General features: G+C 57.2%; 19 protein-coding genes, 1 tRNA gene and 1 rRNA gene. 8 read left to right on the top strand and 13 right to left on the bottom strand.

What is annotated here, in order from left to right:
* Positions 1 to 7 precede the first annotated feature (7 nt).
* The 3 genes from D3878_RS01635 (at position 8) to D3878_RS01625 (ending at position 3197) form a co-directional block, all read left to right on the top strand.
* Positions 8 to 1618 (top strand): GMC family oxidoreductase, encoded by a 1611-nt coding sequence (locus D3878_RS01635; RefSeq protein ID WP_119783889.1) that lies wholly within the window; start codon positions 8 to 10, stop codon positions 1616 to 1618.
* On the top strand, positions 1615 to 3027 hold the full coding sequence (locus D3878_RS01630) for a cytochrome c (protein WP_233556196.1): 1413 nt from the start codon (positions 1615 to 1617) through the stop codon (positions 3025 to 3027). The genes D3878_RS01635 and D3878_RS01630 overlap by 4 nt, the downstream gene beginning before the upstream one ends.
* 93 nt (positions 3028 to 3120) lie before the next feature.
* Positions 3121 to 3197, top strand: a tRNA-Pro gene (locus D3878_RS01625).
* Positions 3198 to 3418: 221 nt separating this feature from the next.
* Here D3878_RS01625 and D3878_RS01620 read toward each other — a convergent pair.
* The 4 genes from D3878_RS01620 to D3878_RS01605 all read right to left on the bottom strand — a co-directional run bounded on the left by D3878_RS01620 (position 3419) and on the right by D3878_RS01605 (position 7280).
* Entirely contained in the window at positions 3419 to 4198 is a 780-nt protein-coding gene (locus D3878_RS01620) for an SDR family NAD(P)-dependent oxidoreductase (protein WP_158592150.1), read from the bottom strand.
* 76 nt (positions 4199 to 4274) lie between these two features.
* A complete protein-coding gene (locus D3878_RS01615) occupies positions 4275 to 5438 on the bottom strand; it encodes an ABC transporter substrate-binding protein (RefSeq protein WP_420799571.1) in 1164 nt (387 codons plus the stop codon).
* A gap of 123 nt (positions 5439 to 5561) precedes the next feature.
* On the bottom strand, positions 5562 to 6494 hold the full coding sequence (locus tag D3878_RS01610; RefSeq protein ID WP_119783886.1) for an isocitrate lyase/PEP mutase family protein: 933 nt from the start codon (positions 6492 to 6494) through the stop codon (positions 5562 to 5564).
* Positions 6495 to 6533: 39 nt separating this feature from the next.
* Positions 6534 to 7280, bottom strand: coding sequence for an SDR family NAD(P)-dependent oxidoreductase (locus tag D3878_RS01605; RefSeq protein ID WP_119783885.1), 747 nt, complete (start codon positions 7278 to 7280; stop codon positions 6534 to 6536).
* Positions 7281 to 7430: 150 nt separating this feature from the next.
* Here D3878_RS01605 and D3878_RS01600 point away from each other — a divergent pair, with 150 nt between their 5' ends.
* Together D3878_RS01600 and D3878_RS01595 are read left to right on the top strand one after the other, a co-directional pair.
* Positions 7431 to 8813, top strand: coding sequence for an aminotransferase-like domain-containing protein (locus D3878_RS01600; protein WP_119783884.1), 1383 nt, complete (start codon positions 7431 to 7433; stop codon positions 8811 to 8813).
* Between the two features lie 109 nt (positions 8814 to 8922).
* On the top strand, positions 8923 to 9834 hold the full coding sequence (locus D3878_RS01595) for a DMT family transporter (protein ID WP_119783883.1): 912 nt from the start codon (positions 8923 to 8925) through the stop codon (positions 9832 to 9834).
* Between the two features lie 28 nt (positions 9835 to 9862).
* On the opposite strand, the gene D3878_RS01590 is transcribed toward D3878_RS01595, so the two are convergent.
* A complete protein-coding gene (locus D3878_RS01590) occupies positions 9863 to 11107 on the bottom strand; it encodes a hypothetical protein (RefSeq protein WP_147383862.1) in 1245 nt (414 codons plus the stop codon).
* 367 nt (positions 11108 to 11474) lie between these two features.
* On the opposite strand from D3878_RS01590, the gene D3878_RS01585 reads away from it, so the two are divergent.
* On the top strand, positions 11475 to 11765 hold the full coding sequence (locus D3878_RS01585) for an HU family DNA-binding protein (protein ID WP_119783881.1): 291 nt from the start codon (positions 11475 to 11477) through the stop codon (positions 11763 to 11765).
* A gap of 116 nt (positions 11766 to 11881) precedes the next feature.
* Here the strand turns inward: D3878_RS01585 and hfq are convergent, their stop codons facing one another.
* The 4 genes from hfq to D3878_RS01570 form a co-directional block, all read right to left on the bottom strand.
* Positions 11882 to 12127, bottom strand: coding sequence for an RNA chaperone Hfq (gene hfq, locus D3878_RS01580; RefSeq protein ID WP_119783880.1), 246 nt, complete (start codon positions 12125 to 12127; stop codon positions 11882 to 11884).
* Between the two features lie 112 nt (positions 12128 to 12239).
* Positions 12240 to 12407: a DUF5993 family protein gene (locus tag D3878_RS23655; protein ID WP_158592149.1), complete on the bottom strand. Its 168-nt coding sequence runs from the start codon at positions 12405 to 12407 to the stop codon at positions 12240 to 12242.
* Positions 12408 to 12443: 36 nt separating this feature from the next.
* Positions 12444 to 13094, bottom strand: a complete 651-nt coding sequence (locus D3878_RS01575) for a SagB/ThcOx family dehydrogenase (protein ID WP_119783879.1) — start codon at positions 13092 to 13094, stop codon at positions 12444 to 12446.
* Between the two features lie 194 nt (positions 13095 to 13288).
* A complete protein-coding gene (locus D3878_RS01570) occupies positions 13289 to 13822 on the bottom strand; it encodes a PEP-CTERM sorting domain-containing protein (protein ID WP_119783878.1) in 534 nt (177 codons plus the stop codon).
* 326 nt (positions 13823 to 14148) lie between these two features.
* Here D3878_RS01570 and D3878_RS01565 point away from each other — a divergent pair, with 326 nt between their 5' ends.
* Together D3878_RS01565 and D3878_RS01560 are read left to right on the top strand one after the other, a co-directional pair.
* Positions 14149 to 14892: an N-acetylmuramoyl-L-alanine amidase gene (locus D3878_RS01565; protein ID WP_119783877.1), complete on the top strand. Its 744-nt coding sequence runs from the start codon at positions 14149 to 14151 to the stop codon at positions 14890 to 14892.
* 92 nt (positions 14893 to 14984) lie between these two features.
* Positions 14985 to 16850, top strand: coding sequence for a DUF4153 domain-containing protein (locus D3878_RS01560; RefSeq protein WP_233556194.1), 1866 nt, complete (start codon positions 14985 to 14987; stop codon positions 16848 to 16850).
* Between the two features lie 18 nt (positions 16851 to 16868).
* On the opposite strand, the gene D3878_RS01555 is transcribed toward D3878_RS01560, so the two are convergent.
* The 4 genes from D3878_RS01555 to rrf form a co-directional block, all read right to left on the bottom strand.
* Positions 16869 to 17588 (bottom strand): ABC transporter ATP-binding protein, encoded by a 720-nt coding sequence (locus D3878_RS01555; protein WP_199688057.1) that lies wholly within the window; start codon positions 17586 to 17588, stop codon positions 16869 to 16871.
* The gene (locus D3878_RS01550) at positions 17581 to 18783 is read right to left on the bottom strand and encodes an ABC transporter permease (protein ID WP_119783874.1); all 1203 of its coding nucleotides are present in this window, start codon (positions 18781 to 18783) and stop codon (positions 17581 to 17583) included. Before D3878_RS01550 ends, D3878_RS01555 begins: the two co-directional genes overlap by 8 nt.
* Positions 18784 to 18819: 36 nt before the next feature.
* Positions 18820 to 20043, bottom strand: a complete 1224-nt coding sequence (locus tag D3878_RS01545) for an efflux RND transporter periplasmic adaptor subunit (RefSeq protein ID WP_119783873.1) — start codon at positions 20041 to 20043, stop codon at positions 18820 to 18822.
* 131 nt (positions 20044 to 20174) lie between these two features.
* Positions 20175 to 20287 (bottom strand): 5S ribosomal RNA (rrf, locus tag D3878_RS01540).
* Between the last annotated feature and the right edge of the window lie 137 nt (positions 20288 to 20424).

The raw sequence follows: 20424 nt of genomic DNA, 5'->3' as shown, positions 1-20424 counted from the left end.
GCACAGCATGGCAGACCAGCTAACCGCCGATTTCATCGTCATCGGCTCCGGCATCATCGGCTCGCTCGCCGCGCGCAAGCTGGCGCTGGCGGGCGCCTCGGTCATCATCCTGGAAGCCGGGCCACGCGTGACACGCGACGAACTGGTCGCGCGCTTCCGCAACTCTCCGCGCCGCAGCGACTGGATGTCGCCCTATCCATCCGTGCCGTGGGCGCCGCACCCGATCTACCTGCCGGCCGATAACGGTTACCTGGAACAGGCCGGCCCCTATCCCTATCTGGCCGAGTACATCCGCCAGGTCGGCGGCACTTCCTGGCACTGGGCGGCGCACGCCTGGCGCAACGTGCCGAATGATTTCAAGATCAAGAGCCTGTACGGCGTCGGCGTCGACTGGCCGCTCACCTACGAAGAACTCGAACCCTTCTACCAGGAAGCCGAAGAGCTCATGGGAGTATCGGGCGCCGACAATACCGGCTCGCCGCGCAGCAAGCCGTTTCCGATGGAACCGGTGGCCGAACCGTATGCGATGCGCCGCCTGCGCGAGCGGCTGGCGCCGGTCTACGAAGTGGTGGGCAATACCACCGCGCGCAACAGCCGCACTTACGATGGCCGGCCGCCCTGCTGCGGCAACAACAGTTGCCAGCCGATCTGCCCGATCGATGCGCAATACCATGGCGGCCTGTCGGCCGACGCCGCCGAAGCGGCCGGCGCCAGGCTGCTGCCAAATGCCAACGTCTACAAGCTGGAGCACGATGCGCAGGGCCGGATTACGGCTGCGCTGTACTTCGACCCCGACAAGAAGTCCCACCGCGTCACCGGAAAAAACTTCATCGTTGCCGCCAACGGCATCGAAAGCCCGCGGCTTTTGCTGCTGTCGGCCAGCGACAAGTTTCCCAAGGGCCTGGCCAACAGTTCCGACATGGTCGGCCGCAACCTGATGGACCATCCCAGCACCTCGCTGAGCTTCGATGCCGACGAAGACCTCTGGCTTGGACGCGGGCCGCAAAGCCCCAGTTCGATCAATGTCATGCGCGATGGCGCCTTCCGCTCCGAGCATTCGCCCTATCGCCTCGACTTCACCAACATTTCCCGGGTCGATGGCGCCACCCGGTCGCTGATCAGCCAGGGCGTCTATGGCGTCGAGCTGGAAAAACGGCTGCGCCACAGCGCCGCGCGCGAGCTCAGCGTCAAGAATGTGCTCGAAGTCCTGCCGGACCCGGAACGTCGCATCATGCTCGGCGCGGAAAAAGATGCGATGGGCATCCCCAAACCGCGCGCTCACTATTCCATCGACGACTACACGCGCAAGGGGCATGAACGTTCAAAGCAGGATTTCGCGCGCATTGCCGAGCTCATGGGCGGCACCAACCTGCGCTACAGCAAGGAAGGCGATTTCGCCAACAATCAGCATATCTGCGGCACGCTCAGCATGGGCAACGACCCGAAAACTTCAGCATGCGACAAATGGGGGCGCGCCCACGACCACGACAACCTGTTTTTTGCCAGCACCGGCGTGATGCCCACCTCCAGCACCTGCAATTCGACCGAAAACGGCCTGGCGCTGGCGCTGCGCACGGCCGATCACATCCTTGCGCAGCAAGCCAGGAGGTCCACTTGAAAACGCTGACCTGCCTGCGCCTCCTGGCCGGCGCGCTGCTGCCGGCGCTCGCCGTGCTCGCAACACTCGCCGCGCCCGATGCCAGCGCCGCCACCGCGATGGAAAACGCCGATGCCGGGCTGATCAAGCGCGGCGAATACCTGGCCCGCGCCGGCGATTGCGTGGCCTGCCACACTGTACCGGGCGGCAAACCCATGGCCGGCGGCCTGCCATTGCCGACGCCGATCGGCGACATCATCTCGACCAATATCACGCCGTCGAAAACCCATGGCATCGGCAACTATACGCTGGAACAATTCACCAACGCCGTGCGCAAGGGCATAGGGCCGGACGGCCGCCATTTCTATCCGGCGATGCCCTACACGGCCTATGCGATCGTCACCGACGAAGACGCGCAGGCGCTGTATGCCTACTTCATGCAGGGCGTGACGCCGGTCGATGCAGCCCCGGCCCGCAAAACCGAACTGCCCTTCCCTTTCAATATCCGGCAATCGATGGCGATGTGGAACCTGTTGTTCCTCGACAGCAAACCCTTCCTCGCCGATCCGGGCAAGAGCGAGGAATGGAACCGCGGCGCCTATCTTGCGCGCGGGCTGGCGCATTGCGGCACCTGCCACACGCCGCGCAACATGTTCATGGCCGAAGACCTGTCGCGCGAGCTCGGCGGCGGCGATATCGGTCCTTGGCACGCGCCCAACATCACCGCGGACGTCAACAGCGGCATCGGCGGCTGGAGCGAGCAGGAATTGATGGACTACATGCGCCTCGGCCGCATCGCCGGCAAGGGCCAGGCATCCGGCCCGATGGCCGAAGCGATCGATCACAGCCTGCAGCATTTGACGCTGGAGGATTTGCGCGCCATGGCCGTGTATCTGAAGGGCGTGCCGGCGCTGCGCGACCCTGGCGATACCCGCCCGGCCCATGCCTGGGGCGCGGCGGCCGATGACCTGAACAGCATCCGCGGCACGGCCTGGCCGAAAGATCCGAACCGGTTGACCGGAGCGCAGCTCTACGACGCGCACTGCGCCACCTGCCACCAGGCCCGCGGCCAGGGAAGTTTCGACGGCGGCCTGCCGCCGCTGTTCCACAACACGGCGCTGGGCAGGAGCAACAGCAACAACCTGGTGATGGTCATGCTCGAGGGCATACAGCGGCATGGCGCCAGCACAGAAATCCTGATGCCCGGCTTTAAAAACACGCTGTCGGACCAGCAGATTGCCACGCTGGCTTCGTATCTCACACAGCGTTATGGCAACCCGAAAGCGCAAGTCAGTGCAGAACAGGTCAAAAACCTGCGCGGCGGCGGTGCGCCCTCGCATTTGCTGCTGCTTGCGCGCGTGGGCATCGCCGTCGGCGTCGTTATGCTCATCGGTTTGTTCGCGATGTTAGTGCGGCGCCGAAAAAGGTGATCGCGCTTATGCTTATCAGGGCAAGCTTTTTACCAACCTGGCAAGCATTGCGTGGCAACATCATCCTGACCTCTGCTATAATCTTCAGTTCGTCGGGGCGTAGCGCAGCCTGGTAGCGTACTTGCATGGGGTGCAAGGGGTCGGAGGTTCGAATCCTCTCGCCCCGACCAATCGAATCAAACACTTAGGCCAATCTTCGGATTGGCCTTTTTGTTTTTCTGAGAATATACCTCCACAGTTTAATTTCCTGCATCAATTCGCAAATAGCGGAATCATTTTCGCCCGGCCGAACCACCTGCCCGTTTCTTAACAAAACCGACATAAACCAGTTCCAGCAATATCTCGCGCAGACTTCGCTGCCGAATTGCTCATGAAACAAGAGTGACTTACGTCATCGAGGCGCCCCATCTGGCTGCAACCAGTCAGGGGATTCATTAATTCCTTGAATAGTCCAACCGCCGTCGGCCACAATGGTTTGTCCAGTTATATAGGCAGCATCTTCACTGGAAAGAAATTTTACGACGCTCGCGATTTCCGCAGGCTCTGCCAATCGACGCAGCGGGACACGCTCCAGCATCCAGTCCTCCTGCAACGAACCGTTCGCAATTGCATCGTCAATGATGGCTGTGCGCGTAAATCCGGGTGCCACTGCATTCACACGTATTCTATATGGCGCGGCTTCGACCGCTAATGATCGGGTCAACCCGACAATGCCGGCTTTCGCTGCCGTATAGGGCCCCCGGCCGGGTAAGCCGACAAATGCCGCGGTTGATGCAATACTGATGATTGCACCACCGCGCGCCTGCTTAATCATTCTCGGCATGGCTTCTGACGCACATAGAAACAAGCCTGTGAGATGCGTTCCGATCACTGCGGACCAGTTGTCGAACGACATTTGTCCGATTAGACCGGAGCGCTGAATTCCGGCGCTATGCACGACTATGTCGAGGCCCTGCCCTACTGCGTCGATCTTGCTGAACACACCGGCCACCTGGTCTGGTTGAGATACATCCGCATCGAGATAAATGACACCGTCGCGGGGCTGCTTCGGTGCTGCGCGGTCTAGGGAAAACACTTTGACCCCATTTTCCGCCAGTGCCGATACGATGGCGTCTCCGATGCCGTTAGCGCCCCCGGTTACTAGCGCGATTCGTTGCTTGACATTGTTCATTGATGCCTCTGCGGTTAAGCAGTTGTAATACATTTTCGAAAAACATGGCAAGCGCGTTCGGCCCGCACTTGTCCATTTATTTTTTCAGGAGAGCGCATTTGGATTCAGAGACTTTGGTAAAAGCTTCTTCACCCGGGACGGTTGCAACAATTTTCAAGTAATCCCAAGGTTTTTTCGACTCGGCCGGTGTCTTTACCTGCATCAGGTACATGTCATGAATGTAGCGCCCGTCGCCGCGGATATAGCCTTTGCTATAGAAATCGTCGAGCTTCATCTTCTTTAATTCAGCCATGACCTTGTCGGCGTCATCGGTGCCGGCAGCCTTCACGGCCTTCAGGTAGGTGGCGGTGACCGAATAGTCTGCGGCTTGATGCGAGCTCGGCATCCTCTTCATTTTTACAAAGAACCGATTGGCGAATTTCCGCGACGCTTCGTCCTTGTCCCAATACCAGCTATCGGCCATCAGCAAGTTTTGTGCAACTGAGAGACCGAGTGCATGGATGTCGTTGATCACCATCAGCAAGCCGGCAACCTTCATCTTCTTGGTCAAGCCAAAGTCATGCGCAGCTTTGATCGAATTGATCGTGTCCTCACCGGCATTGGCTAGGCCCAATATCTGTGCTTTCGATGCCTGCGCTTGCAGAATGTAGGAAGACATATCGTTGGAGAGAAGAGGATGCTTGACCGAACCGACCACAGAGCCTCCCTTCGCTTTGATGACTGCGGAGGCTTCATTGGCCAATGAGTGACCGAACGAATAGTCGGACACAAGCATGAACCAGTCTTTCCCTCCTTGGGCAACCACTGCGGACCCGGTCACCCTTGCCAATGCGACAGTGTCGTACTCATAATGGATGGTATAAGGGGTGCACTCTTCATTGGTCAGTTTCGCCGAACCGGCAGCCACGCTGAAATACACGCGTTTTTTCTCAGCAATGACTTTATTTATTGCCAGACCTGCGCCTGAATTGGCGCCGCCGATCAGCATCTTGACGTCTTTTTGATCGATCCACTCACGTGCCTTCGATGCCGCGTTATCCGCCTTGTTAAGGTGGTCAGCAGTGAGCACTTCAATCTTTCGGCCCAGCACGGAGCCTCCAAAATCTTCAACTGCCATCTTGATTGCTTCCGCGCCGCCGGCGCCGTCGGTATCTTGATACGCGCCCGACATATCGGTGATAAAGCCAATGCGAAGGGGTTCCGTGGACTGAGCGTAAGCGTAAACTGAGTGCAAGCTCATGGTTAGGACTGCTATCCCGGAAAGAAACTGCTTGTTCATGATCATTTTCCTTTTTAGACCAATTAAATTTCTGGGTATCGATACCCGTGAATTGTCCATGCTCATAGCGCCATTAATGGACATTTATTTTTCTTTGCTTAAATGCTTATCTGCAACCAGCAACTTACTTTGGCCGCCGTTATCCCCTGAAAACTGTTTGAGTACCTTGTATTTCACAACATTGTCGTTAAAGCGCTGATATGGCATCAAGCAGTTCAGCTCGCCTTCATCAAAGCAATATTCCTTGAGCTTGGTCGCATCGCGGTCTTTGTAAAACGCTTCGCATACATGCTTGACAGCTTTGAACGCGGCGAAAATAGTTAACGGCCAATACACGGACATGTTTGAACCGGCGTCGGTCTCTTCCGCCAATGAATCCTGAAAATCCACGCTGGTTGTGATGAGAGGCCCATTGATCTTGGCTCGAAATTTTTTGAGTGATTTGATTGATCCCTTGAAGACAATGAAGCCCGCGTCTGCGCCTGCTTCCAGATAGGCATTGATGCGCCTGACCGCGTCTTCCTCATCATCGTTTAAGTACAGGGCATCGGTCCTGGCAATAATCATGAAGTTCTTGTCGACCCTGGCATCGCAGCAAGCACGAATCCGCTCAACCATTACCTCATGGTCCAGTAGTACCGCTTTGTGCGCTGTGTGCTTGCCAAACACGGTATCTTCAATATGGATAGCTGAGGCGCCAGCTGATTCGAACTCGTGCACGGTACGCCAGATATTAGCGGCGTGATACCACCCCGTATCCGCATCACAGACGATGGGAATATTGGTTTCCTTGGCAATTTCACGTGCCAGCTCAAGGAGATCATGCATCTGAACCAGCCCAACATCCGGCAATGCTCCTCTACTTGCGCCAGTGACAAAGCTGCCGGTGTATACAACGGGGAAGCCGGTCTGTTCGATAATTTTTGCGCTCAGCACATCGTATGCCCCCATCAAAGGCGTGCACTCTTTTTTCATTAGCAGCTCGCGCAACTTGAGCCGCTTTTCATACATATTCATTTTTGGTTTCCTCAATGGTGTCTCAATCAATCGTCATCGCTATTTCATGAACATGCCGCCGTTAACATCCATCGTCGTTCCGGTGACGTATTTGGCATCGTCGCTTGCCAGATAGAGTGCGGCGGCGGCGATATCGTCGACATCGCCGTAGCGCTGGAGAGGGATGCTTTGCTTGAGCCCGGGGGGATATTGCAAAATATCGGTCATCGCAGTTTGAATGGCACCCGGTGCAATTGCATTGACCGTAATGCCATACGGGCCAAGCTGCTTGGCAACCGCCTTGGTCAGACACAGCACTGCGGCCTTGCTGACCGAATAACTGATTTCAGAGCTAACGCCGCCTACCTCACCTGCAACCGATGCCATATAAATGATGCGGCCTTGTTGTCGTGCCTTGGCAGCCGGCACAAAAAACTGTGTGGCGTAAATACACCCCATAAGGTTTATATCGATGACTTCGCGCCATTGTTCTGGTGAGATGTCTTCAATCGGACGGGCCGGCCGCACGATCCCTGCATTGCAAACCAGCAGGTCGACGTGGCCGAAACGCTGGATCGCTTGCTCAATCAAGGTTTGGTTATCCGCTACCGACGCCACATCGGCTTTCAACGCCAGGGTGGGATTGCCATATGCTGCCGCAATGGCGCCGGCCGCATCCTGTGCGGCACTCTCATTAATGTCTGCCAAGACAACGCTTGCGCCTTCCCGCGCATAGGTTTCAGCGATCCCGCGTCCAATGCCGCGCGACGCGCCTGTAATCACTGCGACTTTCCCAATGAGCTTCATGGTTCAAGATTCCTTATTTATGTATGCAGGCGCTGGCTGCGCGAGTGCTTGAAGTGTTTTAAGTCTAGGCTCAAATACCGAACTTTTTTGGTACAGTTTGGAAGTTTTTTGCCCATACCGTACCAATAAACTTAGTGGTACACTTTCGACATGCCTCCATCCATCTCCAAGGTCGATCGCGTAGTTCAGAGCGTCTTAGCCCGTATCGAGTCGGGTGAATTGCTACCTGGACATAAACTGCGTTCTCTCAATGACGAAGCCATTGCCAATGGTGTTGCCAAGAACACTGTGGTGGAAGCCTATTTGCGGTTAGTTGCGCAAGGAGTCTTACAATCCAAGCACGGCTCGGGCTACTACGTTGCACGCGCCGTGCCGCGATCACGGCCAAGTGCGATATTGCCGTTTGAAGGCATTACCGATGGCGAAGCATTGCTCACCGAGCAACTTGAGCGGCGCTTGACTGTCAGGCCTGGCGATGGCAGGTTGCCGCCCGATTGGTTGGAAGAATCAAAGCTAAAGAATCATCTATCTTCTATTCGACTATTGTCTTCGGAGGCCTATAACTACAACAGCGCGTGGGGATACCTTCCGTTACGGGAACGCCTGTGCGGGGCATTGGCAGAGCGTGGGATTTCAGCTTCGCCCGATCGATTGCTGATGACTCAGGGTGCCAACCACGCAATGGATCTGGTGATCCGCGGTTATGTGAACCCAGGTGACGCAGTACTTGTCGACGAGCCAGGCTACTACCCATTGTTTTCCAAGCTAAAGCTGGCGCGCGCGCGTATCGTGGGCGTCAAGCGCGATCAGGACGGGCCGTGCCTGGATGACCTTAGCGAAAAGGCGCGATCAAGTGGTGCGCGGATTTTTTTCACGCAGTCGCTCGCCCACAATCCGACGGGCGGCTCGATAACATTAGGCAAAGCCTACGGCGTTTTGCGAATTGCAGAGGCGAACAACCTCATGATTGTGGAAGATGATCCTTTTGCGGACATCCTGCCATTCTCTCTTCCCAGACTCGCCTCGCTTGATCAATTGGAGCGCGTCATTTACATCGGTTCTTTTTCCAAGACCCTTGCAGGAAGTTTTCGTGTCGGTTATGTTGCTGCTTCAAAGTCGGTTACAAGCGAGCTTTGCAGGTTGCTTGTAGCAACAATCGTGTCAACGTCATCCTATAATGAGCGTCTAATTTTCGCCTTGATCGACCAAGGGCATTACCTTCGACATCTCCGGGTGCTGCGCGCCAGAGTGACTGAAGCCACTCAACAGTCAATCAATGCTTTGAAGTCTGTAGGCTTGGATGGATGCCGACCTTTTGGAGGCGGATTCTATCTATGGGTCTCTACACCGGAAAAATTGGTTGATGCCCGTGCAGTAGCGCACGCTGCGGCGAGAGGTATTCTAATCGCGCCGTCAATGGCGTTTGTCACTCAACCATCTGACATGGCAGCAATGCGAGTCAATGTCGCGCATGGACATAACCCTCAATTTATCAGTTGGCTCAGCGACTATCTGTCAAAGTGCGCCACGTAATAGTAGGGAGCACACCCCCGGTGTCAGCATAGTTGGTAAGTTGCCGAGTTTGGCATCTTACTCATACGCCGGCATGACCCGCAATCTGATATCAAGTTAAACTCTCATCATGACGCATACATTAGAAACGCCCAAGGGGGTCTCACCCGAGTCTTCATCATGGATCAAGTTTGCGCCGGCGACCTTTGTCGGTTTATGGGCGACCGGTTTTATTGGCGGGAAGCTGGGCTTGCCCTATGCAGAGCCGCTCACCTTCCTCTTGATACGATTTATCGCCGTATTACTTATCCTGGTACCCATTGCCTACTTCATGAAGGCGCCGTGGCCGGCCCGCAGGGTGGACTATGCCCATACGGCGGTCGCAGGCTTGTTGCTGCATGCGGGATATCTTGGCGGCGTTTTCAGCGCGATCCACCATGGCATGTCGGCTGGCGTAGTCTCCCTGATCGTCGGCTTGCAACCAGTGCTGACCGCAATTCTCGCTGCCGTCTGGTTCAAGGATAAGGTGACCCGCATTCAATGGATCGGGCTTACGCTTGGCTTCATCGGAGTGGCCCTGGTCGTGTCCGGCAAGAGCAGCCTGGGGAATGCTGATATCGCTTCCTATGCGCTGGCGCTCCTGGCGCTGCTTTCCATTACCTTTGGCACGCTGTACCAAAAGCGTTTTTGTCCCAACCTGAATCTCCTGAGTGGCACGGCGATTCAATTTGCCGCATGTGCCTTGCTGTATCTGCTGCTGGCGCCAAACCTGGAAACCATGCAGGTCCAGTGGACCGGGCAATTCATCTTTGCACTGTCATGGCTGGTGATCGTCTTGTCGATTGCTTCGATCATGCTGCTGTATATGCTGATCCGCCGCGGCGCAGCGACCCGCGTCACTTCATTGTTTTACATGGTGCCGCCCGCTACGGCGGTCATGGCCTGGCTGATATTCGGCGAATCAATGACTGGATGGGCGCTGATCGGCATGGCAATTTGCGGCCTGGGGGTGCTTTTGGTGGTGCGGCAGCCGAAAGGATAGTCAGTTGCCGAATCCCTGATACGATCGATTAGCCCCCCTCTTTTGGTGTCAGTAACAAGGCGCGCACTTTGCCGCCTATCACACCTTCACCCACGATTTTTCCGGCGTCATTCATGTCGTAGAACTTCACCGCCGTCCATCCGGCAGTCTTCAGCGCAGGGAGGTCGCTCAAGTTAATAAATTCCCCATCCCGATACACATAGTGGAAACGATGCCCCTCCTTCCATGCCTCGCCCAAGACGTGCCCGCGGTTATTCACCATAAAAGCGTAACTCTTGGCAAAGCCGCCTGCTTCGTTCAAGTCAGTCATGGCACCATTTTGATATAAAAATGCCCGCCATCCGGACGTTGGATTGATATCCGAACGCCTGGAAAATTCGATCGATTCGTCATTGGCGCTGACCCCGACAATCTCAGCCTTGTCATTGATTGAAATTGCCAGGCTATATTGATCCCCGGGCAAGGCCCCTAATCCCTGGACCTGACCATTGCGGTAAAAATAGCCCTTTTTATCTGGCATTTTTCCAACGATATCACCTTGATTATTGATATCGTACGCTGACAAAGCGCCAATCGCGGCAGTGAGATCGGTCATCGCGCCATTAAAGTATAAATAGGCGTTAAACCGTGTGATGAAAGGATTCGTACCGGCTGGTGCTGCTGGATTTAAGGTGCGGCTCACCAGGTTGCCGACAGCCTTCCCTGCATCATTCAGGCCGGAGGGCTCTTTGCCACCGCCCAGTCGCGCATATGTTCCCTGCGAATAAATAAACGGCCCACCACCATCTTGGGCGCGAGGTTCGTAGGTATAGCCAACCACCATGTCGCCGTCGTTGATGAGCGCAGGTTGAATCGAGTAATCCTGCACAGGTGACAGCATCGGCGCCATGATGCCGTTCGCATAAATAAATGGCCGGTGATAATACGCACCGACCTTGATCGCAAAGCCGACAATTTTTCCGGCGTTGTTTATCCCTGTTGCGACGCTGTTCTCTTCGTCATTAAACGCCCCCAAATTCGTCACAGACCAAGTGAGCGGCGTTGCGGATGTGGACGATGCCCGTGCCGTCGGGATTGACGTTGCATCAGCATCAGCTGCGTTCATTTGGGGAGCAGCGCTTGCACTAGCGAGCATTTCTTGCGGCGCAGATGCAGTGGCATTCGTTTGACTTGAATTGCTTGTGGGTGCGTGACTGCCGCCTTCCGCGCCGCCGCCACAGCTGGCAAATGTGAACGCCATTGTCATGGGAAGTATCAAGGTGCGTGGATGCATGGGTCACCGCCATAAATAGTTTGATGAAAACATTCAACTGTCTATGACCGTAAAGGATCCCTGTCGTTATTCGATTGTGACAGAACAAGCATTCCGCAATTTGACACATTCCCACGCATTTTTTGGGAATGAATCGCGCCGCGATCTCAAGACACGCAATTGCCGCCGGATGGCAAAACCCAAGGGACAATCTTCTCAACCAGAGAAAAAACCCCGTGCTTATTAGCTTATTTCAAAAAAGTGTCGCAAAAATAGCTAAAAAACGGGAAACTAATGCGCCTGCATTGGCTATTTATTACGCCGATTCAATACAATACGAGCGTCCACCCAAGGTGGCGACATGTTAATTATTTTTTAGGAGTGAGAATTGAGCAAAGCTGAAACCATCGCCGCAATTGCGGAACAACACGATATCCCAAAGAAAAAAGCCCAGGAAATCTACGAAGGCATTTTTGACGGCCTGACCGCTGAACTGAAAAAGACCGGCCGTGCATCCGTCGCCGGTTTCGGCACCTTCAACGTGTCCCAGCGCGCCGCGCGCACCGGCCGCAACCCGGCCACTGGCGAAGCCCTGAAAATCAAGGCTTCGAAATCGGTTCGCTTCAAGCAATCGACCGCACTGAAGGAAGTTGTTCAGAAGTTCAAGGCACCGAAGTAAGCGCGTCGACGAGACGATAGAAAATGGCCGGGAATCTGAACTGATTCCCGGCCATTTTCTATTCAAGCGAAAAATTACAAAGAAACAATTCGAAGTTTTGTACTTCGATCTGCGGCTTAATCAGTGCTTGTATCTTCCAGATCCGCCAACTTGATGTCGCGGGAAGGAACAACCGTTGAAATCGCATGTTTGTAGACCAGTTGGGTACTGGTACTGCTACGCAACATGACGACATACTGGTCAAATGAATCGATTTGACCAATCAGCTTGATGCCATTGACCAAAAACATCGACACAGGGACGTGTTCCTTGCGCAAGGTGTTTAATAGAAGGTCTTGTAAATTTTGCCTTGTGGTAGTCACGGCGATTCTCAAAAATGGTGGAAGTCATCAGTGTACAGCAATTGGGAATGCCAGATATGCCATCGCCTCGGGAGGAAGCGCACGGATTTACCAAAGTTTGACTAATGACAGGCTACCCGAGCTTATCGACTATGTGGTACACAAGCACCGCCATCATGCACATGATCCCGATCCAGAGAATAAACGGACTCGCTTTTTTGTCGCGGTTGATGAAGCCGATGGTCAGAAGGAACAAGCCGATGAAGACAAGGAGGACATCCAGTTCGAAGGTGGCCGTCATATTTCAGATTGCAAATGGCCTTCACCGTACAGGATCTTACTGCATCACCATGCGATACCCGACTGTCTGTGACAGCAACACCTGTTGATCGTGCGTCAACCCGAGCGCATCGGCAATCGCAGCACGGTCGATCCATGCCCGGATCACCGTCGACAGATTATTGCTGGACGCGAAAAGATAGACGTTCTGGGCAATGGCGCCAGCTGCAACATAAGCGAAGGATTCCCGCTGCGCTACCGGCACCTGGCCCAGGCGCGTATGGTCGGCCACATAGACCAGGTCCATCGGCGCCTCATCGACAAAGTCCTGGTAGCCCGCCACACGACGCAAGTCAGTGTTCGCCACCAGCTGCAATTCATTGGCCAAAGCATCGTAGCGGTAGGCTCCGGTGGGCAAGGCCACGTATACGCCAATCTCCTGGGCATTCAACGCGCTGGGTGCAGTACGGCCGCCATCGTCCCGATTGACCCCGTAAGCCGCCCAGAGCAAGCCGGAAAGCAAAGGCAAATCCAGGAGCTCCGGGGAAAATTCGCGTGACGAATGGCGTCTGGCCAAGGCATCCATCAATGGCAGGCCGCCCTGTTTCTCGGGCGCCGGCAAAGCGATCGAGGTCTCCGAATGCCCGAGGATGGGCCCGGACCGCAGCTTGCCCATCATGCCGAGTGCCACTCTGGTCAAGGTATTCATCGCAGTCCCTCCTACGCTTCAGAGCCATACGCTTGAAACTATCCCAGCGTGTCTCGGGCGCTTTGATCGCGATCAACACCTGGCAAGGAGCGCTGCGTGAATCGACTTCAGCTGCCTGGACGCTGCCAAGCCGCTTGCTGCCATTTACGACAAGCCCCGCCGGAGCGGGGCAATGGCTGGCGCGAAAACAGCGATCAGATTGACTGCTTGCGGCGGGAGAAAGCCAGACCGACGAGACTGATGGCGAGCAGCGCGAGGGGCGCTGGCTCAGGGACGGTCGTTTCGGTCGTGGCATTACCACTCACGATCAAACGCTTTTCCGATGAATCGTTGTTCGACTGAAAACTACCATACGGAAAAGAGCCGACCAGAAGTGCATTGACGCCACCAGACGTAAGAGCATCACTGAACGCGAATGCAAGTATGGGGAACGCGAACGGGGTGTCGTTCACGATAACAAAACTGTTTGGGCCGAAATAATTGTCGGCGTATTTAGAGTCACCCACCCCGTCGAAATGAAATCCAGGTGCGGCAGATCCCGAAGTCGTGACGATATCGTAGGACAAAAGCGAACCTGTCGTCGAGTCTGTTGAAAACGTTCCGCTAGCGGAGCCGCCATCATCGAACGTTACGCCAACAAGAGTCCAGAGCAGCGGAGAAGCCATTGCCGGTGCCGCCAGCAACAAGGCGAGTGGCAGGGCAAGAAGCAACGATTTGATAGTTTTCATGAGAACTCCTATTGATCCAGGTAAAAATGCCAAAGTATTTATATTGTTCAACCAATATTTGCAATAAGCAATTTTCACGCCAAAACATTAAATATCATTAAAAACAATGACTTGCGAGAAATTATCTGAGCTACACCACAGCCACTGTAAGATTTCTCGACAACTTCCAGCTTGATGGCGGGCGCATAGTTTCTCTGATCTGACATGCCTTCTTGCGCGTCCCCCTCTCGCGCAAAACATCTGACAACGAAGTCGTTTGGTGACAAACAAGTTACCCGGCCGCATCTTAAAATGCCAGAATAGGAATCCTGTTTCTGCCAAATTCAATGAACCTGCCGCGCCTCGCTCTCCTTGCCGCCATTGCATTAACGCTCGTCGCCTGCGCGCCCCTCCGGCCGCATACGACGCTGCCGGTGACGCTGGTGGCCTCGCCCAATTTCGACCAGCGCCGGCCGAATCTGGTGATCATTCACCACACCAGCAGCGACACCCTGGAGCGGGCGCTGGATGCGCTCACCTCCCCTGCGCGCAAGGTCAGCGCGCATTACCTGATCGGCCGCGACGGCAAGATCTTCCAGCTGGTCGAAGAAAGCGCCCGCGCCTGGCATGCCGGAAAATCCTGGTGGGGTGGCCAGACCGATCTCAATTCGGCGTCGCTCGGCATCGAGCTCGACAACAATGGCAGCGAGCCTTTTGCCGACGCGCAGATCGCGGCGCTACTGGCGCTGCTGGCCGATATCCGGCAACGCTACAATATCCCCGCCGCAAATTTCATCGGCCACGCGGACGTTGCGCCAACACGCAAGGCTGATCCGAGCGCCCTGTTTCCCTGGCAAATGCTGGCCCGGCAAGGTTTCGGCTTGTGGTGCAATGCTCCCCTGCCCCCAGCCCCGCCCGGCTTTGACCTGCCGCGCGCCCTCACGGCAATCGGCTATGACCCTGCCGCGCCGGAGGCGGCACGGCATGCCTTCCGCCTGCACTTCATCCGCAGCGACCTGGCGCCGTCGGAGGATGAAGAGAAGGCCCTGGCGCATTGCCTGTTGCAGGCAAAAGCATTGCCAAGTCAGTAATTCCACAGGACCTCGCCAGGCATTTCATCAGCTACACTGCAGCAGCGGCAATTAAAAATACATTTATCGTCCGCCACTCCAGGGAGCAATCCATGCAGCAAACTGCAATGCGTAACGACGGCTTCATGCCTGAATCACTCGTCACATCGGGCGTGGCCCGCGTCCGCATGGCCGTCGGCCTGCTGCAGGGGATGGTGCTGTATTTCCTGTATCACGCGGCAAAAACCAATGCCTGGCCGGCAAGCGCGGACCTGCTCTTTTCCCCGCTGCTGATGGTGAGCCTGCTGGCGCCGGTGATCCTGATTTCCAGCCTCGGGCATCTGGACAGGAAACAAGCTGCGATCTGGCTTGGCGCGGTCGTCGTCGTCATCGGCTTACTGGCGTTGCATGATGTGTGGCGCGGAGGCGCCAGCCAGGGCTGGGTCTGGGGCCGTCGCGGCAACGGCACGCATCCGCACTACCCTTCCGCACGACTGATCGTCTTTTCGATTGCCGGCCTGTATATCGCCCATGCGCTGGTCCTGGCCGGCGTCGCCGACCGCCGGCGCATCGCCGGCTACCCGACCTATTTCGAGGCGGCGTGGAAGCTGCTCATCCAGATCAAGTTTTCGGCACTCTTCGTCGGCGCGCTCTGGCTGGTGTTGTGGCTGGGTGCGGCGCTGTTCATGCTCGTCAAACTGAACTTCCTTCGGGAGTTGCTGCGGCAATCCTGGTTCGTCATTCCAGTCACCGCTTTTGCCTTTTCCTGCGCCATGCACATCACTGACGTGCGCCCGGCGATTGTGCGCGGCATCCGCGCGCTTTTGCTGGTGCTGCTGTCCTGGATACTGCCGATCACGACCTTGCTGGTCGTCGGTTTCCTGCTGAGCCTGCCCTGGACAGGACTGGCGCCGCTGTGGGCAACACGGCATGCCACAGGCGTGCTGCTCGGCGCCGCCGCCGTGCTGGTGGTATTGGTCAATGCCGCATTCCAGAATGGCGAAGTGGCTTCCGGCGTTGCCCGGATCGTGCGCGTCTGCGCGCGCGTCGCTGCGCTGGCACTGCTGCCGCTTGCAGCCATTGCGATCTATTCGCTTGGTTTGCGCGTTGCCGAATACGGCTGGACCACCGACCGCATCATTGCCGCAGCCTGCCTGCTGATTGCCAGCGTTTATGCCACGGGATACGCCTGGGCTGCGGCGCGATCTTCGCCATGGCTCGGGCCGGTGGCGCAGGTGAACGTGGCGAATGCGTTCGTGATACTCGCCGTGCTGCTGGCGATGTTCTCGCCGATCGCCGACCCGGCGCGCCTGTCGGTCAACAACCAGATCGCGCGCCTTGCGGCAGGCAAGATCAGCGTCGACAAGTTCGACTTCGACTACCTGCGGTTTGAAGGCGCCCGCTACGGCATGGCGGCGCTCGAACAGCTCAAGACGCGCGCGCAGGGGAGCGATGCCGCCCTGATCCGCCAAAAAGCCGAACTGTCCCTGAAAAAGAAGAGCCGCTGGCAGCAGGAAGAACCGCCCTTGCCGCGTGCTGATCTCGTCGCCAATCTCGCCGTCTGGCCCAAGGCGGCGCAACTGCCGCCGTCCTTCCTGCAGGAAGACTGGAAAAGCAACAAATTCAACTGGCAATTGCCGAAATGTCTGAAGCATGAAAACCAGACATGCGATGCCTACCTGATCGATTTCAGTGGCGACGGCAAGCCGGAACTTCTTGCCGTCGGTACGCAGGCACATGGCGGTGCCGTTCTGCTGATGGAAGACAAGGATGGCCATTGGGCGATTGCCGGCGTTTTACCCAACGATTTCGCCGGGTGCGAACCCTTGCGCCAAAAACTGCAGGCGGGCAGCTTTCAATTGCTTGCGCCACGCATCCCGGATCTGGACATCGCCGGCCAGCGCATCGAGATAAACAATGGCATGACATCGAACAGCGTCAGTTGCGCCGGACACAAGCGCGAGCGCGAGCGCAAGTGACCTGCAACGGCGCTGGCGTCAGAAAGACTGGTTGTCGACGATCCGTCCATCCACCAGCGTAATCGTCCGATCGCACGTGGCCGACAGGCGTGGATCGTGGGTCACCACCAGCACGGCGCAGCCATACTGGCGATTGAATTGACGGAATAGTTCAAACACGCTGGCAGCGGTTTTCGTATCCAGGTTGCCAGTGGGCTCGTCAGCCAGCAGCAAGGCCGGGCGCGTAATCAGTGCGCGGGCGATGGCGACGCGCTGCTGCTGGCCGCCCGACAGGTCGCCGGGCTTCTTGTCGGCGAACTGCTCCAGTCCCACCTCGGCCAGCAGGCTGCGCGCCCGCTCCCGTGTGTCGGCATCGGGTTTGCCGTGGGCCAGCATCAGCGGCATCATGACATTATCGATGGCGCTGAATGCCTGGATCAGGTGGTGAAACTGGAAGACGAAGCCGATACTGCTGCCGCGCAGTGCGGTGCGGGCGGCGTCATCCATGGCGCGCGTCGGCTGGTCCAGAAAATACAGTTCGCCTGAAGTCGGCTGGTCGAGCAAGCCAAGCAGGTTCAGCAAGGTGCTTTTGCCCGAGCCCGAGGGACCGACCAGCGCGGCAAAATCGCTGCGCCCGATCGACAGGTCAATGCCATGCAAGACTTCAGTCTCGGTCGGCTTGCCGACGTTGTACGACTTGCGCAGCTGTTCCAGGCGCAGTACGTTCGGTTCGGCACGAGCAGCCATAGCGTCAGACATAACGGATCGCCTCGACCGGATTCAGCCGCGACGCCCGCCATGCCGGCACCATCGCAGCCAGCACGCCAGTGATGGTGGCGGCGGCCATGGTGACCGGAATCAGGCCCAGCGGCAGCGGGATGTAAAACAATCCCGGCCCGAAGGTATTGAATACCCACACCAGCGCATAACCGGCCAGGGCGCCGGCGGTCGAGCCCACCAGTCCCAGCAGCGCGCCCTGCACCAGGAATACCTGCAGCATTTGCCGGCGCCGGATACCCATGGCGCGCAGGATGCCGATTTCGCGAGTGCGCTGGGTCACGCTGATGGCTAGCACACTGGCAATCCCGAATGCCACCGACAGCGCCACAAAAAATCTGATCATGGTGGTCGAGATGGTTTGCGACCTGAGCGCGTTCATCAATTGCGCATTGGTCTGCATCCAGCTTTCCGCCTTCAGGCCGGTCAGGCGGGTGATCCTGTTGGCGGCGACATCGGCGGCGAACAAATCCCGGACGGTGACGTCGATCAGCGTTACGCCACCGGCAAGATTCAGCAGCGATTGCGCCTGCTTCAGGTCGACATACACATAACGCAAGTCCAGGTCGCGCACGCCCAATTCGAAAATGCCGGCGATGGTGACGATGGCCGTGCTGCCGTCGCCGGACTCCAGGCGCAGCTTGCTACCCACCTGCATACCCAGTTCAGTGGCCAGAAGTTTGCCAATGACCGCATCACCCGCCCCGACGCGGAATTGGCCGGCAATGATGTCTTTGCTGACATGGATGATTTTTTCGTAGCGCGGCGGATCGATGCCCACCAGCGAGATGGCCTTACGGACGTCGCCCCGGCGCGCAAATGCCGGCCCGGCCGTGACCGGTGATACAGCCGTGATTTCCGCCAGGGTATCGAGCGTGTCGCGCACCTGGATCCAGTTATTGATGGAGCGCAGGCGCTGGGCGCGCTTGTCTTCCAGGCGCAGTGCCAGCGTCCCCGCAGGCGCGGCCGCCAGGCGGTTGATTTCGTCGGGCGGCTCGACCCGTATATGTGACTGCGTGCCCAGCGTGCGATCGATGATATTGCTCTGCAAGCCGGTAATCAGGGTCGTGATAAAAACGATGACAGCGACGCCGCCGGCAATACCGACCAGGATCAGCGCTGTCTGGATCAGGCCTTGCCGCAAAAACTTCAGCGCGATGGTCGATTCTATCCACATACAAGCTGTTTATCGCTCAATCGAGGTCCATTAAGATCAGTTGAATTTCAAGGGCGTTTCCTTGCTGGTTTCCCGCCTGGCGTCGGAAAGCGGCGCGACCTGTTCGGCGACGCGCACCCGCTGCCCGTCCCGTACGTTTGGTTCGGCCAATACCCAGTCGCCGGCCTCGAGGCCTTTGCTGACTTCGGTCATCGCCAGCCCGCGCAAGCCCAGGGCAAGCGTCGTGCGTCGCGCCTTGCCTTGTCGTACCACGAAGGCGCTGGCCTGCCGGCCGCGGATATCAAACAAGGCGTCGTTAGGCACAGCGAGCGCCCTTGCGCTGCGGCCGGTTTCGATATTCGCGGTGACGGTCAGGTCGTCGCGCAGATATGCTGGTGCAGGATCCACCCGCAAGCGAATATCGACGGTACCGCGCTGGCGGTCAATGGCCGGGGCGATAAAGCTGAGCACGGCCTTGAATTGCCGCTCGGGATAGGCTTCCGGCACGCACACCGCCGTCTGGCCCAAGGCAAGCACGCCGAGATTGCGCTCGTCCACTGACACCAGGATTTCGGTACTGTCGGCGCGTGCGATTTCAAGCAAGATGCGGCCCGGCTGCACCAGGTCGCCCGTTTCCACATTCCGGGTCAAGACGGTTCCGGCGAATTGCGCGCGCACGCGGGTTTTTGAAAGGGCCGCTTCCGCCGCTGCCAGGCGTTCCTGCAGGATGCTTTCTTCGGATTGACCGGCAGCCAGCGCCGCGGCATCCAGTCGTGCCTGCTCGGCCGCCGCCAAAGCGCTGACCAAAGCCTGGTCGGCTTGCTCTTTTTCTTCGCGTGAAATGGCATCGATTTTCAGGAGTGCCTGGCTGCGCGCTGCTTCGCGGCGCGCCTGCGCGAGCTGGGCTTCAGCCTGGCGTAGCCTGGCTTGCGCCTGCGGGCTGCGGGATTGCCGCAATTGCGCCAACGACGCACGCGCCTCGCGCGCGCGGGCGAGGAGGTCATCGGCGCGCAGGATCAGCAGCACATCACCGGGCACTACCTTGTCGCCTTCCTGTACCAGGCGTTCGGTCACTACCCCGGTAATCTCGCTGCCCACCTGGGCACGTGAAATCGAAAACACCCGGCCGGTCGCCACCACGTTCTGCACCAGGGTAGTTGCCGACACCCGATAACCGGGCAGCAACGGACCTTGCCACTGCCGGTAGAGCATGAAGGCGATCGCCAGCATCAACAATGCGGCAATCACCAGCATCCAGGGCTTTAACCGCCGAGTCGACATATCCGCTTTCCAATGCCCCATGAGGCAGCTTCCTGAGATGCATTATAAGGAGAAAGCAAGAAAGGAGAATGCGTCGTCCAAAGCGAAACGCCCCGGCTTCTTTCGAAGTCGGGGCGTTTCTGGGGTAAATAGCCTGACGATGACCTACTTTCACACTGGTTGCAGCACTATCATCGGCGCGAAGTCGTTTCACGGTCCTGTTCGGGATGGGAAGGGGTGGTACCAACTTGCTATGGTCATCAGGCATAACTTGTAGTGTCGCTTGTGGTGCCCGTTGACCTGGGCATCGCAAACAACGCAATCCGGGAAGAAGCAATAGTTCAGGGTACTACTTAATATTGGCGGTTGTGATTGCCAGAATCGATCATGGCATACACAGCT

The sequence above is a fragment of the Noviherbaspirillum sedimenti genome (genome assembly GCF_003590835.1).
GTDB lineage: Bacteria > Pseudomonadota > Gammaproteobacteria > Burkholderiales > Burkholderiaceae_D > Paucimonas > Paucimonas sedimenti.
The sequence above is the reverse complement of the archived record's forward strand: the minus strand, read 5'-3'. Positions and strand labels throughout refer to the sequence as shown.

Excerpts from the sequence above, each read along its gene's own strand:
- D3878_RS01575 (WP_119783879.1), bottom strand. The coding sequence starts at position 13,094 with ATGAATACCTTGACCAGAGTGGCACTCGGCATGATGGGCAAGCTGCGG.
- D3878_RS01590 (WP_147383862.1), bottom strand. The coding sequence starts at position 11,107 with ATGCATCCACGCACCTTGATACTTCCCATGACAATGGCGTTCACATTT.
- D3878_RS01595 (WP_119783883.1), top strand. The coding sequence starts at position 8,923 with ATGACGCATACATTAGAAACGCCCAAGGGGGTCTCACCCGAGTCTTCA.
- D3878_RS23655 (WP_158592149.1), bottom strand. The coding sequence starts at position 12,407 with ATGACGGCCACCTTCGAACTGGATGTCCTCCTTGTCTTCATCGGCTTG.
- D3878_RS01570 (WP_119783878.1), bottom strand. The coding sequence starts at position 13,822 with ATGAAAACTATCAAATCGTTGCTTCTTGCCCTGCCACTCGCCTTGTTG.
- D3878_RS01565 (WP_119783877.1), top strand. The coding sequence starts at position 14,149 with ATGAACCTGCCGCGCCTCGCTCTCCTTGCCGCCATTGCATTAACGCTC.
- D3878_RS01635 (WP_119783889.1), top strand. The coding sequence starts at position 8 with ATGGCAGACCAGCTAACCGCCGATTTCATCGTCATCGGCTCCGGCATC.
- D3878_RS01615 (WP_420799571.1), bottom strand. The coding sequence starts at position 5,438 with ATGAGCTTGCACTCAGTTTACGCTTACGCTCAGTCCACGGAACCCCTT.
- D3878_RS01600 (WP_119783884.1), top strand. The coding sequence starts at position 7,431 with ATGCCTCCATCCATCTCCAAGGTCGATCGCGTAGTTCAGAGCGTCTTA.
- D3878_RS01560 (WP_233556194.1), top strand. The coding sequence starts at position 14,985 with ATGCAGCAAACTGCAATGCGTAACGACGGCTTCATGCCTGAATCACTC.
- D3878_RS01555 (WP_199688057.1), bottom strand. The coding sequence starts at position 17,588 with ATGTCTGACGCTATGGCTGCTCGTGCCGAACCGAACGTACTGCGCCTG.
- D3878_RS01550 (WP_119783874.1), bottom strand. The coding sequence starts at position 18,783 with ATGTGGATAGAATCGACCATCGCGCTGAAGTTTTTGCGGCAAGGCCTG.
- D3878_RS01620 (WP_158592150.1), bottom strand. The coding sequence starts at position 4,198 with ATGAACAATGTCAAGCAACGAATCGCGCTAGTAACCGGGGGCGCTAAC.
- D3878_RS01610 (WP_119783886.1), bottom strand. The coding sequence starts at position 6,494 with ATGAATATGTATGAAAAGCGGCTCAAGTTGCGCGAGCTGCTAATGAAA.
- D3878_RS01605 (WP_119783885.1), bottom strand. The coding sequence starts at position 7,280 with ATGAAGCTCATTGGGAAAGTCGCAGTGATTACAGGCGCGTCGCGCGGC.
- D3878_RS01545 (WP_119783873.1), bottom strand. The coding sequence starts at position 20,043 with ATGTCGACTCGGCGGTTAAAGCCCTGGATGCTGGTGATTGCCGCATTG.